The following is a 16,407-nucleotide window of genomic DNA, read 5'->3' on the forward strand; positions in this document are numbered from 1 at the left end:
ATCAGATAAGTAAAAAACCTAACAGACTATAGAGTCCGTTGCTTATTGATAAGGTAGCATAAAGGAGCGTTAGTGATGAAAAAAATTGTTTTATTCGGCGACAGCTTATTGGCTGGTGTAATGAAGGGTGAACCAAGTGAGATTTTAAATCGTTATATCCTTGATGAGTTAACAGAGATGGGCTTTCCCGGCTATGAAGTAGTCAATTTAGGAAAACGTGGAGAATCTTCTACTGATGGTTTGGCTAGGGTCGATGAAGCGGTGGAGGCTCAAGGTGATTTTGTCGTCATCTCCTTTGGAACGAACGATTCGTTGAGACAAAAAAATACAGTGGAAGTATTTGGAGAAAATATAAAAGAAATGATTGAGTCCTTTGACGCCTCCAAAGTCATTTTATTGACGACTGGCTATCTCAACACAGCTATCATAACGATGGGCGACAATAATCGGCAGCAGCGGTATGTACAAAAGGCCAAACAAGTTGCTGAAGACATTGGTGTAAACGTGATCGATCTTTATCATCATCTAACAGTTTATCCTAAACCCAATGAATTTATCCAGACATTCGACGGCATCCATCCATCGACGGAAGGGTATCATTTCTTAGGCGCCTTGATTGCACGGGATATCAAAGAAAAATTATTAGCAGAAGGGTAAGTTTATGACAAATCATTATTATTCAGAAAATCCTGAGACTGCGCATGACCTGCATCAGTGGTCATTTGAATTGGCAGGAAAAAATTTCCAGTTTGTTACGGATAGCGGGGTATTTTCTCGTGATACAGTGGACTATGGTTCGCGAGCTTTGATTGAACATTTTGAAACAGAAGGTCTACCCGCAGGGACGTTGTTAGATGTTGGCTGCGGGTATGGACCAATCGGTATGGCGCTCGCTCATCAAACCGAACATTCAGTGGAAATGATCGATGTGAATAATCGGGCGGTGACGCTAGCACAAGAAAATGCGAAGCGAAACAACATCGAAGCAGATATCCATCAATCAAATATTTATGAAAACGTCCATCAAAAAGAGTATGCGGCCATCGTCAGCAATCCGCCGATTCGCGCAGGAAAAAAGGTTGTTCATCAGATTTTAAGTGAGGCTGAACCGTTGTTGAAAATCGGTGGAACACTAACAATCGTGATTCAAAAAAAACAAGGGGCACCTAGCGCAAAGAGTAAGATGGAAGAAGTCTTCGGCAACGCAGAGATCGTAGCAAAAGACAAAGGGTATTACATTATTCGCAGCACAAAAGAATAAACCGTGAACCTACAAGTATCCTGGTGAACTTGTAGGTCTTTTTATCTAACAGCGAGGAAATCTTAGCTTTTGACCAAAAAACCTTTCTTTCTAAATTTTCCTTTGCTACACTTAAAAAAAATGTAGAAAGAAGGTCCGTGATGAAGATCACTATCAAAGAAATCGCTGAAATGGCTGGCGTTTCGGTAACGACAGTTTCACAGATTTTAAATAATAAGGGCAGTCGTTTCAGTGAACAAACGCGTAAAAAAGTCCTGGCGATTGTTGATGAATATCAATACAAGCCAGATTTTTTTGCGGCAAATTTGATTAATCGTCACTCCAAAACGATTGGGATGATCGTACCTGACGTGACGGATTTCTTCTTTTCCAAAGTGATTGAAGGTGTAGAAAGTTACTTGAATCCTTTGGGGTATATGATTATTTTATGCAACTCTCGTCACGATGTCGAACAAGAAAAACGTTATTTGAATGAACTGTCTCATCGATCAGTAGATGGGATCTTATTAGCGACACCGAACCACTTAGCTGATGAACACAAACTCGGCAGTGAGTTTTATCGTAAACATCCCATTGTTTTAATCGATCGTGGATTGAATGATCGTGATTGGGGACAGCTATTAGTTGAAGAATATGCAGGAGCACAAGAAGTTTTGCGTATGTTGGTGGAAAAAGGCCATCGACACATCGGTATGTTAAAAGAAAGTCAAGGTTATTACCAATTGACCGAACGAGTGAAAGCATATCGTCAAGTTATTTTTGAATATCAGCTGCCTTTTGAAGAAAGTTATATTTGTTCAGGTCAATTGACGATTGCTGGAGGATATCATGCCGCAAAAGAAGTTTTGAAAAATGAAAAGATCACAGCGATTTTTTGTGGCAATGATGAAATGGCTATCGGCTGTTATCAAGCTATCTATGAAGCTGGATTAAAAATTCCTGAGGATATCTCAGTGGTAGGTTTTGATGGACTGGAGGTCAGTCAATACATGGTTCCGCCTTTAACGACAGTCTTTCAGCCAAGTACGGAGATTGGATTTTCTGCGGCAAAATTTTTAGTGGATGCTATTAATTTTCCATCTCAGCGAATTCCGAATAAAATCTTTCAAACTAAATTAATTATTCGTGAGAGTGTAAAAAAAGCTGACCGGGGTTGACAAGGTGTTTTCAACTCGGTATAGTAGTAATGGCAGCGCTAACAGAAAGCGCTTCTTCTTTAAGTAAACTGTTTTACTAAAGTGGTTTACCTTTCGCCATTTTATTGTATAATATTTTGTGAAGCTTGGAGGAAAACCTATGAGAATGGTAGATTTGATAGAGAAAAAAAGAGATGGAAATGTTCTATCAAAAGAAGAAATTGATTTTATTATTGAAGGTTATACAGCTGGTGATATTCCAGATTATCAAATGAGTGCATTGCTGATGGCAATTTTTTATCAAGATATGACCGATGAAGAAATTTCACATTTAACCTTAGCGATGGCAAATTCAGGGGACATCATTGACTTATCTTCTATTGACGGAATCAAGGTGGACAAACATTCAACCGGTGGTGTTGGTGATACGACGACTTTAGTTTTAGCGCCGCTTGTTGCAAGTGTCGGTGTGCCAGTAGCAAAAATGTCCGGCAGAGGCCTTGGTTTTACTGGCGGAACTTTGGATAAGTTTGAATCGATCCCCGGCTTTAAAATCGAATTGTCGGATCAAGAATTTATTGATGTTGTAAATAAGAGCAAAGTAGCAGTAATCGGTCAATCAGGAAATCTAGCACCAGCAGATAAAAAACTTTATGCTTTACGTGATGTAACAGCAACTGTGGATTCCATTCCATTGATTGCAAGTTCAATCATGAGTAAAAAAATCGCTGCAGGTGCAGATGCGATCGTTTTAGATGTGACGACAGGTGAAGGTGCCTTCATGAAAAACATCGAAGACGCAAAACGTTTAGCGAAAACGATGGTAAGAATCGGGAAACTTGCTGGTCGCCAAACAATGGCGGTTATTTCAGATATGTCAGAGCCGTTAGGTGAAGCGATCGGAAACAGTTTAGAAATCGTTGAAGCCATTGATACGCTAAAGGGACACGGCCCAGCTGATTTGACAGAAATGTGTTACGTTTTAGGCAGCCAGATGGTTGTCTTGGCGAAAAAAGCTGAGACCTTGGAAGAGGCTCGGGCAATGTTGGAAGAAGCCTTACATTCTGGAAAAGCATTGGAAAAATTCCGTGAGATGGTTAAAGACCAGGGTGGCGATGTCACTGTGATCGATCAAAACGAAAAAATCCTGACAGCTGAGTATGAAATTGATCTGCCAGCTAAGTCTTCTGGCTATGTTACAAAATTAGTTGCCAATGAAATTGGAATCGCTGCGATGTTACTAGGTGCAGGACGTAAAACAAAAGAAGACGATATTGATCATGCAGTAGGAATCAAACTGCATAAAAAAATTGGCGATTCAGTCGCTGAAGGTGAAGCATTATTAACGATTTACGCCAATTCAAAAGAGCTTGCTGAAGTTGAAAAATTATTGTATCAAAATATTTCGATCGGTGATCTACCCGAAGAACCTATTTTGATCCATGATATAATTACTGAATAAGTATTTAAAATTTCTTTATAACATGAAGGAATAGATTATAATAAAAGAAATGAATAAAAAAGAAATGGGGAATCATCAATGGAAATCAACCGTATGATCGATCACACAATCTTAAAACCAGAAGCTGCACAAGCAGATGTGATGCGAATTATCGAAGAGGCAAAAAAATATCGTTTCTATTCAGTCTGCATCAATCCTACTTGGGTAGCGCTTGCAGCAAAAGAATTGCAAGGTGAACCTGTTGCGGTCTGTACAGTAATCGGCTTTCCTCTTGGGGCAAATACGACAGAGACTAAAGTTTTTGAAACTGAAAATGCCATCGCAAATGGTGCAGATGAAGTTGACATGGTCATCAATGTTGGCGAATTAAAAGGCGGCAACGATGAAAAAGTTCAAAAAGATATCGAAGCAGTTGTTGCAGCAGCTAAAGATAAAGCGTTAGTCAAAGTCATCATTGAAACAGCACTATTAACAAACGAAGAAAAAATCAAAGCTTGTCAATTATCAAAAGCAGCAGGGGCAGATTTTGTTAAAACATCTACTGGTTTTTCGACAAGTGGTGCCAAAGTGGAAGATGTCCGCTTGATGCGTGAAACTGTCGGCTCTGAAATGGGTGTGAAAGCTTCTGGAGGTATCCATAATGCCAAAGAAGCAGAAGCAATGATCGAAGCAGGTGCAACTCGTTTAGGTGTTAGTTCCGGTGTGGCAATCATGAACGGACTTTCCGGTACGGGGTACTAGGAGGCGTTTTATGAGCAAACAAGAATGGATAGACATCGCGGTCGAAGCACTTGATAAAGCTTATGTTCCATATTCTAAATTTCCTGTAGGTGCTTGTCTGGTAACAAAAGAAGGCAAGACATATCAGGGAATCAATATTGAAAATGCTTCTTACGGATTGACCAATTGTGCGGAACGTACTGCCTTTTTTAAAGCAGTATCGGAAGGCGAAAGAGAGTTCAGTCATTTAGTCGTTGCTGGTCATACACCAGAACCAATTTCTCCATGCGGTGCTTGTCGCCAAGTTATGGCAGAATTTTGTGAACCAACGATGCCAGTAACCTTGATTGGTGACAACGGGACGATTAAAGAGACAACCGTTGAGGGATTACTTCCGTATATCTTCACTGACAAAGATTTATAAACCATGTTCATTCAGTCGCAAGACTGTTGAAAAAAAACATATTTAGGAGGCTTTACAGAAATGAAAAAAGCAAAATTATTTGGCCTAGGTACTGTAGCGATGGCAGCATTGCTAGCACTAGGAGCTTGCGGCGGAGGTAGCGGTTCAACTGATTCCTCAGGCGGAGCGGCTAAAGAAGATGCAAAACACAGTGTTGCAATCGTAACAGATATTGGTGGAGTGGACGACCGTTCATTTAACCAAAGCGCTTGGGAAGGTCTTCAAGCTTGGGGGAAAGACCACGATATCAAAAAAGGTAACGGCGGATACAACTATATCCAATCAAACGATGCTTCTGAATATGAACAAAATATCTCACAAGCTGTTTCTAACGGATTTAAAACAGTCTTTGGGATTGGTTACTTGTTAGCTGACCCAATCTCAGCAGCAGCAGATCAAAACACAGACACAAACTTCGTTATCATCGATTCAGTTATTGAAGGTAAAGATAACGTCGCTTCAGCAACATTTAAAGACCAAGAAGCTGCTTACTTAGCAGGTGTTGCAGCAGCTGAAACAACAAAATCAAATAAATTAGGTTTTGTTGGTGGTGAAGAAGGTGCCGTAATCGACCGCTTCCAAGCTGGTTTTGAAAAAGGCGTAGCAGATACTGCTAAAAAATTAGATAAAGATATCTCTGTAGATGTACAATATGCCGCTTCATTCGGTGACCCATCTAAAGGGAAAGCATTGGCAGCAAATATGTACAACGGTGGAGTAGATATCATTTATCATGCTTCAGGTGGTACTGGTCAAGGTGTCTTCTCAGAAGCAAAAGCTCGTAATGAAAAATTAGACGAAGCAGACAAAGTTTGGGTCATTGGTGTTGATAGTGATCAACAAAAAGAAGGTAAATATACTTCTAAAGATGGCAAAGAAAGCAACTTCTGTTTGACTTCAACACTTAAAGGTGTAGGTGCCGCTGTACAAGATATCTCAACTCGTGCATTAGAAGATAAATTCCCTGGTGGCGAACACCTATCTTATGGGTTGAAAGACGGCGGTGTTTCTTTAACTGACGGATTCCTTTCTGACGACACAAAAGCCGCTGTTAAAGAAGCAAAAGACCAAGTTTCAAACGGCGACATCAAAGTTCCAGAAACTCCTGAAAAATAATTCAGGTAACCATAGCTCCTAAACCAAGGGGCTATGGTTCTCTTTTAAAAAAAGCCTTCTTTTTTTAGACAAGTCACAGCTTGGGCTTGGTTTGTCTAAGGGAAGAACGCCCTTAACGTTGCAATAGTTTGTTAGGTTTAGAAAGCGATAGGATGTGAAAAGAAAGTGGCAGAAGAACAAAATGTCATTGAGATGCGCAATATCACCAAACAATTTGGCACGTTTAAAGCAAATGACAACATTAATCTACAAGTTCGAAAAGGCGAAATCCATGCTCTTTTAGGAGAAAATGGTGCCGGTAAATCGACATTGATGAATGTTTTGTCAGGTTTATTACAGCCAACTTCAGGTGAGATTTTGATGGATGGTCAAAAGGTCGATATCTCAAGTCCCACTAAAGCAAATCAGTTAGGGATAGGAATGGTTCATCAGCATTTTATGTTAGTTGATGCTTTTACCGTCACAGAAAATATTATTTTAGGCAGTGAGCCAAGTAAAAATGGCGTACTGGATCAAAAAAAAGCTAGAACCGAAATTGAACGTTTATCCCGTGAATATGGATTGAAGGTAGATCCTGATGCGTATATTCGAGATATTTCAGTCGGTATGCAGCAACGGGTAGAAATTTTAAAAACTTTGTATCGCGGTGCGAACATTTTGATTTTTGATGAACCCACGGCTGTATTAACGCCACAAGAAATTGATGAATTGATCACGATTATGGAAGGTCTGATCAAAGAAGGTAAATCAATTATTTTAATCACGCATAAATTAGACGAAATCAAAAAAGTTGCTGATCGCTGTTCTGTTATTCGACGCGGACAATATATCGGTACTGTCGACGTCAAAGATGTCAGTTCACAACAATTGGCGGATATGATGGTTGGGCGTTCTGTTTCATTTAAAACAGATAAAGTACAAGCAACGCCAGGTGAAGTCGTTCTATCAATCAAAGACTTAGTAGTTAAAGAAAGTCGCGGTTTAGAAGCGGTTAAGAGCTTGTCACTAGATGTTCATCGAGGCGAAGTTGTCGGAATTGCCGGCATCGATGGCAATGGCCAATCAGAATTGATTCAAGCATTGACAGGGTTGCGCAAAGTTGAAAGTGGGACAGTGACGATCAACGGTAAAGATGTAACTAGCAAAACGCCGCGTCAAATCACAGAAACAGGTGTAGGTCATGTTCCTGAAGACCGTCACAAATACGGATTGATTTTACCATTGCCATTATCAGAAAATATCGCTTTGCAATCATACTATCATGAACCATTCAGTAAAAATGGAATCTTAAATTATGGTGAAATTGATCGTTACGCCAAACAGTTGATCGAAGAATACGACGTGCGGACAACGAGTGAAAAAGCTCCTGCTGCGTCACTTTCAGGTGGGAACCAACAAAAAGCAATCATTGCACGAGAAGTTGATCGAGATCCTGATCTATTGATCGTCTCACAACCGACGCGCGGGTTGGATGTCGGAGCGATTGAGTATATCCATAAACGCTTAGTTGAGCAACGCAATAAACAAAAAGGTGTATTGCTAGTAAGTTTTGAGCTAGATGAAATTTTAAATGTCTCTGACCGGATTGCAGTTATCCACGCGGGTGAAATCGTGGGAATCGTGGATCCAAAAGAAACTTCAGAAAATGAACTTGGCTTATTGATGGCTGGGTATAGTTTAGAAGAAGCACGAGCAGAATTAGCAAAGGCTGGTGAGACAAATGAATGATCGCTCAGAAAAAATTAGAAATATTTTAGTACCAATTGTTTCAGTTATTTTAGGATTTATTCTCGGAGCTATTTTGATGATCGTGTTTGGTTTTAATCCAATCGAAGGTTACAGCGCGATGTTCAATTCAGCTTTCCAAAGTAAGATGTCCATCGGAGAAATTTTAGTGGGAGCCGGGCCGCTGATCTTTACAGCGTTAGGCTTTTCGGTCGCCAATTCGGCAGGTTTTTTCAATATCGGGCTGTCTGGACAAGCGTTATGCGGTTGGGTCGCAAGTATCTGGATCGCATTGAGTATGGCAGATTCACCCAAAATCATCGTTTTGCCGGTCGCAATCATTGTCGGAGCATTGGCAGGAGCTGCAGCTGCAGCGATTCCTGGTTTGTTGCGAGCATTCTTTGGAACGAGTGAAGTAATCGTAACGATTATGATGAACTATGTAATTTTGTACGTCGCAAACCATATCGTCAATCATGTGATGTCTCCAGATATTATTTCTAATAAGGGCGTCACCAAAGCAGTTGGATTGAACGCATCGTTACGAGAACCTTGGCTAACTAATTTGTTTGGGGGCTCGCGGGTCAATTTGGGAATTATTTTAGCGATTGTATTTCTAGTACTTGTATGGTTCTTGATGAAACGTACAACATTAGGATTTGAGATCCGCTCAGTTGGGTTGAATCCTTTTGCTTCAGAATATGCTGGTATGAGTAGTAAACGGACAATCGTGATCTCGATGATCATCTCAGGTGCGTTAGCTGGACTCGGCGGTGTTGTCTATGGACTTGGAACATTTATGAACTACTTTGTTCAAGGTTCTTCACTCAGCATTGGGTTTGACGGGATGGCGGTTTCGTTACTTGGAAACGGCAGCTCAATCGGTATCTTGTTATCGGCGTTGCTGTTTAGTATCTTGAAACTTGGCGGACAAGGAATGCAATTTTCAGGAATTCCTAGTGAATTAGCCAATAGTGTTATCCCATTGATTATCTTCTTTGTAGCAATCAACTATATCGTTCGAGTCGCTCTTGCGAAAATAATGGGCGGTAAAAAAGAAGTCAAAACAGTTCAAGAAGTAGAAAGTGCTCCGAACAAAGAATCTAACAAAGGGGGCAAGGTCTAATGAATATGGATTTATTAGCATCGATTATTGCTCAGACACTTGTGTATTCTGCACCATTGATTCTAACTGCTCTTGGCGGAGTATTTTCTGAACGCAGCGGAATCGTTAACGTTGGTTTGGAAGGAATCATGGTAGCTGGTGCCTTCAGCTCAGTTGTTTTCAACCTAGCTTTTGCCGAACAATTTGGCGCGATGACGCCGTGGTTAGGTGTTTTAGTCGGAGGTCTAGCTGGGATGGTCTTTTCACTGTTACATGCTGTAGCAACGGTCAATTTTCGTGCAGACCATATCATCAGCGGAACAGTTATGAATCTTTTAGCGCCTCCATTAGCAATCTTTTTAATCAAAGTGTTATATGGAAAAGGACAAACTGATACGATTCAACAACAGTTTGGCTACTTTGATTTCCCAGGGCTAAGTAAGATTCCTATCCTTGGTGAGTTGTTCTTTAAAAATACAAGTTTACCAGCATATTTTGCTATTTTGGTTGCTGTGATTTCTTGGTTTGTCATTTTTAAAACACGTTTTGGTCTACGTCTACGTTCAGTTGGTGAAAATCCACAAGCAGCTGATACGTTAGGAATCAATGTTTACGCCTTGCGTTATTCAGGTGTCTTGCTTTCTGGTTTCCTAGGCGGGATGGGTGGAGCAGTTTTCGCACAATCAATCGCTGGACGATTTGCTGCAACAACGATTGCTGGTCAAGGATTCATCTCATTGGCTGCAATGATCTTTGGTAAGTGGAATCCATTAGGTGCGATGGGAGCGGCGATTTTCTTCGGATTTGCTCAAAACTTGAGTATTGCCGGTTCAAATTTACCAATCATCGACAAAATCCCAGATGTATATTTGCAATCAGCACCATATGTGTTGACTATCATCGTACTGGTTCTTTTCTTAGGAAAATCAGCTGCACCAAAAGCCGATGGCGTCAACTATATCAAATCAAAATAATTCTTTTGTAATTAAAGGGTGGGACTATGGGACAATGTTCTTAGTCGTGCCCTTTTTGCGAATTTCGCTTCGTACTTCTACATGATTAGTGGAATCGGATGTGTGGTGAAAATAGAATCAACTACCAGTCTAACTTTCCACAGTTTATTATGGATTCTGGTTCTGGCTAGATTTTCTTACTTAATAGGAACAATAGCTTTCAGTTTACGGAATATGATTAACTCAATATACTGGAACTGAGTTGATTATTTTAGCAAGGGATGATCGTCGTTAATTTATGAGCAAAAATTGACTTGCTTATTGGATATAAATTAATAGAAAGAGGGAATAGAAATGTTTAAGCGCATTCACTTAGTTGTTATGGATTCTGTCGGTATCGGGGAAGCACCTGATGCAGATAAATTTGGAGATGTTGGATCAGATACATTGGGACATATTGCGGAAAAAGCTGGATTGAATATCCCGCATTTGGAGCAACTAGGTCTTGGAACAATTCGTCCATTGCAAGGAGTCAAAGATGTAGCAGATCACGATGGCTATGCGACCAAATTGGAAGAAATCTCAGTTGGGAAAGATACGATGACAGGGCACTGGGAAATTGCTGGATTAAATATCAAAACACCATTCCGTGTTTTTCCAGAAGGATTTCCCCAAGAATTATTAGATAAGATTTCTGCATTTTCTGGTCGTGGAATTATTATGGGGGCAAACAAACCTTACAGTGGTACAGAAGTTATCAAAGATTTTGGTGAAGAACAAATGAAGACAGGTGATTTGATCATCTATACTTCTGCTGATCCAGTTTTACAAATTGCAGCGCATGAGGAAATCATTCCTCTCGAAGAACTGTATAAGATTTGTCAGTATGTTCGTGACATTACAAAAGATGATCCTTATATGATCGGCCGAATCATCGCTCGTCCATATGTAGGTCAACCTGGGGACTTTACGCGTACGAGCAATCGTCATGACTATGCCCTTGATCCATTTGGCAAAACAGTGCTAGATGCATTGAAAGATAATGGAAAAGCTGTAATCGCTGTTGGGAAGATTAATGATATCTTCAATGGACAAGGAATCACAGATGCGGTTCGGACAAAGAGCAATATGGACGGTGTCGATAAATTATTAGACGTCATGAAGAAAGACTTCACTGGTTTGAGTTTTACGAACTTAGTTGATTTTGATGCATTGTTTGGTCATCGTCGTGATGTCACAGGTTATGCTCATGCCATTGAAGAATTTGATCTACGGATTCCAGAAATTTTGGAGACGATGCAAGAAGATGACCTATTAATGATTACTGCAGATCACGGTAACGATCCAACCTTTACAGGAACAGACCATACACGTGAATATGTTCCATTTTTGGTATACAGCAAAAAAATGACAGAACAAGGGAAATTGCCACAAGGCTATTATTCAGATATTGCTGCAACGATTGCTGAAAATTTTGCTGTTCCTGCAACAGAAAATGGAGAAAGTTTCTTAAAACTTTTGAAGTAAGCCATAGATAAGCAACTGTAACTAAAGAGTGTGCGATTAAAAAGCACACCAACAATTTAACATAAAGAAATTTGTGGTATTAATATAAAATAGGAGGTCTTTATGACAGACTTACGAGACAAAATTCAACAAACAGCTAGTTACATCCAAGACAAAGGAGTAGCAGATGTCGCATTTGGATTAATTTTAGGATCAGGGCTAGGAGAGATAGCAGAAGAAATTGAAAATCCTGTAGTCATTCCGTACAATGAAATTCCTCATTTTCCAGTCTCTACCGTAATTGGTCATGCTGGACAATTAGTATATGGACGTTTGGCAGGAAAAAATGTTTTGGCTATGCAAGGACGTTTCCATTATTATGAAGGCAATCCAATGAAGACGGTGACGTATCCAGTTCGTGTGATGGCCGCATTGGGCATCCACTCGATCGTAGTGACAAATGCTGCTGGCGGGGTCAATGAATCCTTCCAACCAGGCAATCTGATGTTGATTACAGATCACATCAACTTTATGGGAACCAATCCGTTGATTGGACCAAACGATGAAAATATGGGGCCGCGTTTTCCAGATATGAGTACAGCTTATACGAAAGAATACCAAGAAAAAGCTCGGCAGATTGCTGATAAATTAGCGATTGATCTGCAAGAAGGAGTCTATCTTGGAATGTCTGGTCCGACATATGAAACACCTGCCGAAATTCGAATGGCACGAACAATCGGTGCAGATGCAGTCGGCATGTCGACTGTTCCAGAAGTGATTGTAGCAGCTCATAGTGGCATGAAAGTATTAGGAATCTCTTGTATCACTAACTTAGCTGCTGGGATGCAGGCAAATTTAAATCATACAGAAGTAGTGGAAACGACTGAACGAGTCAAAGAAGACTTCAAAAAATTAATCAAAGAAACACTGGCTGTTTTATAGTAAGAGGAGGAATAAAATGAGCGTTCATATTGAAGCAAAACCAGATGAAATCGCCGATAAGATTTTATTACCAGGAGATCCACTGCGAGCAAAGTTTATCGCAGAGAATTTTTTAGAGGATGCGAAGTGCTACAACAACGTTCGAGGAATGCTAGGATATACCGGTACCTATAAAGGTGAGCGTGTTTCTGTGCAGGGAACCGGTATGGGAATGCCTTCTGCCGGAATCTATGCACAAGAATTGATCCAATCGTATGGTGTGAAAAAATTGGTTCGTGTCGGAACTTGCGGCGCATTATCAAAAGATGTCCATGTTCGTGATTTGATTATTGCTCAAGGTGCGGTGACAAGTTCATCAATGGTAGAAAAACAATTTCCTGGTTTTCATTTTGCACCGATTGCAGATTTTGATCTGATGATGCAAGCTTATAAAGTAGCGCAAGAAAAAGGATTCACTACCCATGTAGGGAATGTACTATCAGAAGACACATTCTATAAAGATGATCTGACCTCTACGTTCAACTTAGCAGAGTATGGCGTATTGGGTGTTGAGATGGAAGCGGCGATTTTGTATTATTTAGGCGCAAAATTCAATGTTCAAACGCTAGGGATTATGACTGTCAGCGATCATATGATCACTGGCGAAGAAACAACTTCAGAAGAACGCCAAAATACATTCAAAGACATGATGTATGTTGGATTAGAAGCGATCATTGCTTAGAGAAAAACTGCCCTTTTATTTTGAGGGCAGTTTTTTGTATGGATGTGGAAAGAAAATCTAAGGAGGATTGTATGAAAGTTGTTGTACGTAAGCGAACAGTGGGGAATATCCCATTGTTGGAAGTAGTCGCAGAAGATAAAATTTATGAACCGCTCCCTTTGATTATTTACTATCATGGCTGGCAGACAGCCAAAGAATTGGTCTTGACACAAGGACGCAGATTAGCAGCAAAAAAATTTCGTGTGTTATTGCCAGATGCTGCTAATCATGGTGAACGTAAAACAAAAACGTCGGAGATTCCTTCACTAACTTTTTGGGATAGTATCCAAACCAATCTTTATGAGTTTGGTTATTTAGTGGATTATTTTGAAAATCTTGGTTTAACAGTGGGGAAAATCGGGGTTGGCGGTATCTCGATGGGTGGCATCACAACGTGTATGTTGTTGACACAACACACGGAGATCGATGTTGCTGCTTGTGTGATGGGGTCTCCTGCTCCAATCAACTATCGGGAACGTATTCGAATGCATGCAAAGGAATTAGGGTTTTATTTGCCCAATGATTATCGTCAGTTGACATCATGGCTGGAAACCTATGATTTGTCTTTATCTCCAGAAAAAGTAGCTGGACGACCATTATTTTTTTTGGCATGGAACAAAAGATGAAAAGGTTCCTTACCAACAAACAGCAGATTTTATTAAGGCGAATCCCCAAACAAATATTACGTTTGTCAGTGCAGAAGAACGTCATTTTGTTCAGATTGCGACCATGGATCAGATCACAGAGTTTTTTGCTTCAAATTTGAATAAGATTTCTTAAAGCAAAAATGCTTGATAAATTGAGGGAAATTCGTTTCATTTCAAAAAAATTTGGCTTATGATAAATAATAGAAGTAAATAGGGAGGGAATTTTAATGGATAATTTTGACTTTCATGTAACAACAGACATTCGTTTTGGGAAAGATCGTTTGGCAGAATTACCGGAAGTATTGAACCAATTTGGTAAAAATATTTTGCTTGTTTATGGTGGCGGCAGCATCAAGAAAATCGGTTTATACGATCGAGTGATCGATCAGTTAAAAGCAAACGACAATCATGTTTTTGAATTAGCAGGAGTCGAACCTAACCCTCGAGTAGAAACCGTGCGGCGAGGCGTAGAAATCTGCCGCAAAGAGCAGGTCGATGTAGTGCTAGCAGTTGGCGGCGGATCTACTATCGACTGTGGGAAAGTAGTCGCAGCAGCTACAAAATTTGAAGGAGATGCTTGGGATCTAGTTTTACAACGTCGAAACTATCAAGGAGATGCGTTGCCGTTAGTGACCATTTTGACACTTGCAGCGACTGGGAGTGAAATGAATAGCGGAGCTGTGATTACTAATTTTACGACCCATCAAAAATTAGGTACGGGAAGCAAAGTCATGTTACCTAAAGTATCATTTTTAGATCCGAAAAATACATTCAGTGTGAATACGTATCAAACAGCAGCCGGTTCAGCTGATATTATGAATCACTTAATCGAAAATTATTTCAAACGGACAGAAGGAACTGATGTACAAGATTCTATTTCTGAAGGATTGATGCGTTCAGTCATCAAAAATTGTCCGATTGCATTGAAACAACCAGAAGATTATGATGCGCGTGCAAATTTGATGTGGGCTAGTACGTTGGCTTTGAATGGGTTAACTGGTAATGGTAAGGCGGGTGCATGGTCTTGCCATCCGATGGAGCATGAATTAAGTGCATTTTATGATATTACACATGGTGTAGGATTAGCAATCTTGACTCCTCGCTGGATGGAATATGTATTAAATGATGATACTGTTGATAAGTTTGCCAGCTTTGCTTGGAATGTCTGGAATGTTGAGGAAAAAGTTCCTATGCTCGCTGCGCGTATCGGGATTCAAAAATTGTATGATTATTTTAAAGCTTGCGGAATCCCAATGACTTTGCCAGAAGTGGGAATCACTGATGAGAAATTTGATGAGATGGCGAAACATGCAGTAGCTCACAGTAAGATAAAAACGGATGCTTTTGTTCCGTTAGATGAAGTGGCAGTCAAAGAAATCTACACTGATTGTTTAACTGAAAGTAGTTTTGAATAAAGAAGACGGCGACTCGTGATGAGCCGCCGTTTTTTTATTTGAAACATCATTTGTAAATCAGTTGTTTGGCATGATAAAATGTAATATTCGGGCGATGGTCTTTTGTAAAGTCGTGGCTACTTTTGGCCTAGATAATACATACAAGATCAAAAGCGTCCCGACTACTAATAAAATTAAATGGAGCAGCGGACTATTTACATATTGAGTAAACTGCACAAGCGGTGCTACTAAATAAACATGGAGCAAGTAGATTGCTAAGGTCTTCTGTCCCCATGAAGTAAAGAAGTGGGGTTTTGGTGCTGCTAAGCTCAAAAAGACAAAGACAAAAGCAAATCCTACGAGGTATAATAGCAGGCTATTTAATATATTTTGATAAATCGGTAATTTGAACAGTAGGAAGGAACGATCCCGCCATAAAATCTCTGGAGGAAGATCAGTTTGGACCCAAAAATAAGCGACGCCTAAGCCGATTAGGATGATTCCCCCACTGATGATTTTACGCCAGCGCAGTTGATGGATCTTTTCTAATAAAGAACGATCCATAAAATACCCAGCTAAGAAATAGGGCAAGAAGCCTAATGTTCGAGCCATTGCCATATAGGTTCCGAATTCGGTCAAAAACCCAGAAAAAATCCCGATAATAAAACTTAAAATTAAAATTCTTCGAACTTTTACTAGATCCGGCAGCAATAAACGCCAAATGAACATACAATATAGATACCAAAGTGTCCAGCCAGGGCTTAAGATCGTAAATTCATCGATTTTTCCAATAGCCAACATGATGAGAGATAAAATCATATTTAATAAGAGATAAGGGACGAGAAAGGTTTCTACTGCTGTAGAACGTCCTTTGGCTAGATTTTTTGAAAAATACCCAGAGATAAAAATAAAAACAGGCATGTGGAACAAGTAGATGAAGATGTAGATAAATTCTCCCACAATGTTATCTAAACGAAAATATTCCAATGCGTGTCCTAAGACCACGAGTAAAATCAAAATACCGCGAATATTATCATAAAGGTATTCACGATTTGGTTTTGTGATTGTGGACACCTCCTTTGGATTCCGTTATGCTTAAGGAGCAAACGGCAAGTGTTTCTTATATCTATTGTAGCATGAAAAAAGCGACCCTACGTGGTTTTTATAGGAATTAGAATCGTCTGGCTTATTTTCTGAATGTCAGTTCGTAAAAACTG

15 protein-coding genes and 1 pseudogene are annotated in these 16,407 nt (G+C 39.9%); 15 read left to right on the forward strand and 1 reads right to left on the reverse strand.

Annotated elements, in window-relative coordinates:
- The first annotated feature begins 75 nt into the window (after positions 1-75).
- The 15 genes and pseudogenes from P7D84_RS05650 (at position 76) to P7D84_RS05720 (ending at position 15,211) form a co-directional block, all read left to right on the forward strand.
- Positions 76-657: an SGNH/GDSL hydrolase family protein gene (locus P7D84_RS05650; protein ID WP_311800395.1), complete on the forward strand. Its 582-nt coding sequence runs from the start codon at positions 76-78 to the stop codon at positions 655-657.
- Between the two features lie 4 nt (positions 658-661).
- The gene (locus tag P7D84_RS05655) at positions 662-1,261 is read left to right on the forward strand and encodes a class I SAM-dependent methyltransferase (protein WP_311805456.1); all 600 of its coding nucleotides are present in this window, start codon (positions 662-664) and stop codon (positions 1,259-1,261) included.
- A 140-nt stretch (positions 1,262-1,401) separates the two neighbouring features.
- On the forward strand, positions 1,402-2,418 hold the full coding sequence (locus P7D84_RS05660; RefSeq protein ID WP_311805458.1) for a LacI family DNA-binding transcriptional regulator: 1,017 nt from the start codon (positions 1,402-1,404) through the stop codon (positions 2,416-2,418).
- Positions 2,419-2,557: 139 nt separating this feature from the next.
- Positions 2,558-3,859 (forward strand): pyrimidine-nucleoside phosphorylase, encoded by a 1,302-nt coding sequence (locus P7D84_RS05665; protein ID WP_311805460.1) that lies wholly within the window; start codon positions 2,558-2,560, stop codon positions 3,857-3,859.
- A gap of 78 nt (positions 3,860-3,937) precedes the next feature.
- Entirely contained in the window at positions 3,938-4,600 is a 663-nt protein-coding gene (deoC, locus tag P7D84_RS05670; RefSeq protein WP_311800391.1) for a deoxyribose-phosphate aldolase, read from the forward strand.
- A 10-nt stretch (positions 4,601-4,610) separates the two neighbouring features.
- Positions 4,611-5,003: a cytidine deaminase gene (locus P7D84_RS05675; RefSeq protein WP_311800390.1), complete on the forward strand. Its 393-nt coding sequence runs from the start codon at positions 4,611-4,613 to the stop codon at positions 5,001-5,003.
- Positions 5,004-5,063: 60 nt separating this feature from the next.
- Positions 5,064-6,158: a BMP family lipoprotein gene (locus P7D84_RS05680; RefSeq protein WP_311800389.1), complete on the forward strand. Its 1,095-nt coding sequence runs from the start codon at positions 5,064-5,066 to the stop codon at positions 6,156-6,158.
- A gap of 192 nt (positions 6,159-6,350) precedes the next feature.
- Positions 6,351-7,886 (forward strand): ABC transporter ATP-binding protein, encoded by a 1,536-nt coding sequence (locus tag P7D84_RS05685; RefSeq protein WP_376713390.1) that lies wholly within the window; start codon positions 6,351-6,353, stop codon positions 7,884-7,886.
- Positions 7,879-9,009, forward strand: a complete 1,131-nt coding sequence (locus P7D84_RS05690) for an ABC transporter permease (protein ID WP_311800387.1) — start codon at positions 7,879-7,881, stop codon at positions 9,007-9,009. The genes P7D84_RS05685 and P7D84_RS05690 overlap by 8 nt, the downstream gene beginning before the upstream one ends.
- Positions 9,009-9,962 (forward strand): ABC transporter permease, encoded by a 954-nt coding sequence (locus P7D84_RS05695; protein WP_311800386.1) that lies wholly within the window; start codon positions 9,009-9,011, stop codon positions 9,960-9,962. Before P7D84_RS05690 ends, P7D84_RS05695 begins: the two co-directional genes overlap by 1 nt.
- A gap of 333 nt (positions 9,963-10,295) precedes the next feature.
- Positions 10,296-11,468 carry a phosphopentomutase gene (gene deoB, locus P7D84_RS05700; RefSeq protein WP_311805462.1) on the forward strand — a complete coding sequence of 391 codons (1,173 nt, stop codon included), beginning with the start codon at positions 10,296-10,298 and terminating at the stop codon, positions 11,466-11,468.
- 102 nt (positions 11,469-11,570) lie between these two features.
- Complete coding sequence (locus P7D84_RS05705; protein ID WP_311800384.1) at positions 11,571-12,389, forward strand: purine-nucleoside phosphorylase; 819 nt, start codon at positions 11,571-11,573, stop codon at positions 12,387-12,389.
- 16 nt (positions 12,390-12,405) lie between these two features.
- Positions 12,406-13,110, forward strand: a complete 705-nt coding sequence (gene deoD, locus P7D84_RS05710) for a purine-nucleoside phosphorylase (RefSeq protein WP_311805464.1) — start codon at positions 12,406-12,408, stop codon at positions 13,108-13,110.
- A 71-nt stretch (positions 13,111-13,181) separates the two neighbouring features.
- Positions 13,182-13,929 (forward strand): annotated as a pseudogene (locus P7D84_RS05715) (alpha/beta fold hydrolase).
- 94 nt (positions 13,930-14,023) lie between these two features.
- A complete protein-coding gene (locus tag P7D84_RS05720) occupies positions 14,024-15,211 on the forward strand; it encodes an iron-containing alcohol dehydrogenase (RefSeq protein ID WP_311805465.1) in 1,188 nt (395 codons plus the stop codon).
- 57 nt (positions 15,212-15,268) lie between these two features.
- Here P7D84_RS05720 and P7D84_RS05725 read toward each other — a convergent pair whose 3' ends face one another.
- Entirely contained in the window at positions 15,269-16,264 is a 996-nt protein-coding gene (locus P7D84_RS05725) for an acyltransferase family protein (protein ID WP_311805467.1), read from the reverse strand.
- Positions 16,265-16,407: the final 143 nt, after the last annotated feature.

The sequence above is a fragment of the Enterococcus dongliensis genome (assembly GCF_031927985.1).
Taxonomy (GTDB): domain Bacteria; phylum Bacillota; class Bacilli; order Lactobacillales; family Enterococcaceae; genus Enterococcus_A; species Enterococcus_A dongliensis.

Coding starts and splice junctions, on each gene's coding strand:
- P7D84_RS05650 (WP_311800395.1), top strand. CDS start 76: ATGAAAAAAATTGTTTTATTCGGCGACAGCTTATTGGCTGGTGTAATG.
- P7D84_RS05655 (WP_311805456.1), top strand. CDS start 662: ATGACAAATCATTATTATTCAGAAAATCCTGAGACTGCGCATGACCTG.
- P7D84_RS05660 (WP_311805458.1), top strand. CDS start 1,402: ATGAAGATCACTATCAAAGAAATCGCTGAAATGGCTGGCGTTTCGGTA.
- P7D84_RS05665 (WP_311805460.1), top strand. CDS start 2,558: ATGAGAATGGTAGATTTGATAGAGAAAAAAAGAGATGGAAATGTTCTA.
- deoC (WP_311800391.1), top strand. CDS start 3,938: ATGGAAATCAACCGTATGATCGATCACACAATCTTAAAACCAGAAGCT.
- P7D84_RS05675 (WP_311800390.1), top strand. CDS start 4,611: ATGAGCAAACAAGAATGGATAGACATCGCGGTCGAAGCACTTGATAAA.
- P7D84_RS05680 (WP_311800389.1), top strand. CDS start 5,064: ATGAAAAAAGCAAAATTATTTGGCCTAGGTACTGTAGCGATGGCAGCA.
- P7D84_RS05685 (WP_376713390.1), top strand. CDS start 6,351: ATGCGCAATATCACCAAACAATTTGGCACGTTTAAAGCAAATGACAAC.
- P7D84_RS05690 (WP_311800387.1), top strand. CDS start 7,879: ATGAATGATCGCTCAGAAAAAATTAGAAATATTTTAGTACCAATTGTT.
- P7D84_RS05695 (WP_311800386.1), top strand. CDS start 9,009: ATGAATATGGATTTATTAGCATCGATTATTGCTCAGACACTTGTGTAT.
- deoB (WP_311805462.1), top strand. CDS start 10,296: ATGTTTAAGCGCATTCACTTAGTTGTTATGGATTCTGTCGGTATCGGG.
- P7D84_RS05705 (WP_311800384.1), top strand. CDS start 11,571: ATGACAGACTTACGAGACAAAATTCAACAAACAGCTAGTTACATCCAA.
- deoD (WP_311805464.1), top strand. CDS start 12,406: ATGAGCGTTCATATTGAAGCAAAACCAGATGAAATCGCCGATAAGATT.
- P7D84_RS05720 (WP_311805465.1), top strand. CDS start 14,024: ATGGATAATTTTGACTTTCATGTAACAACAGACATTCGTTTTGGGAAA.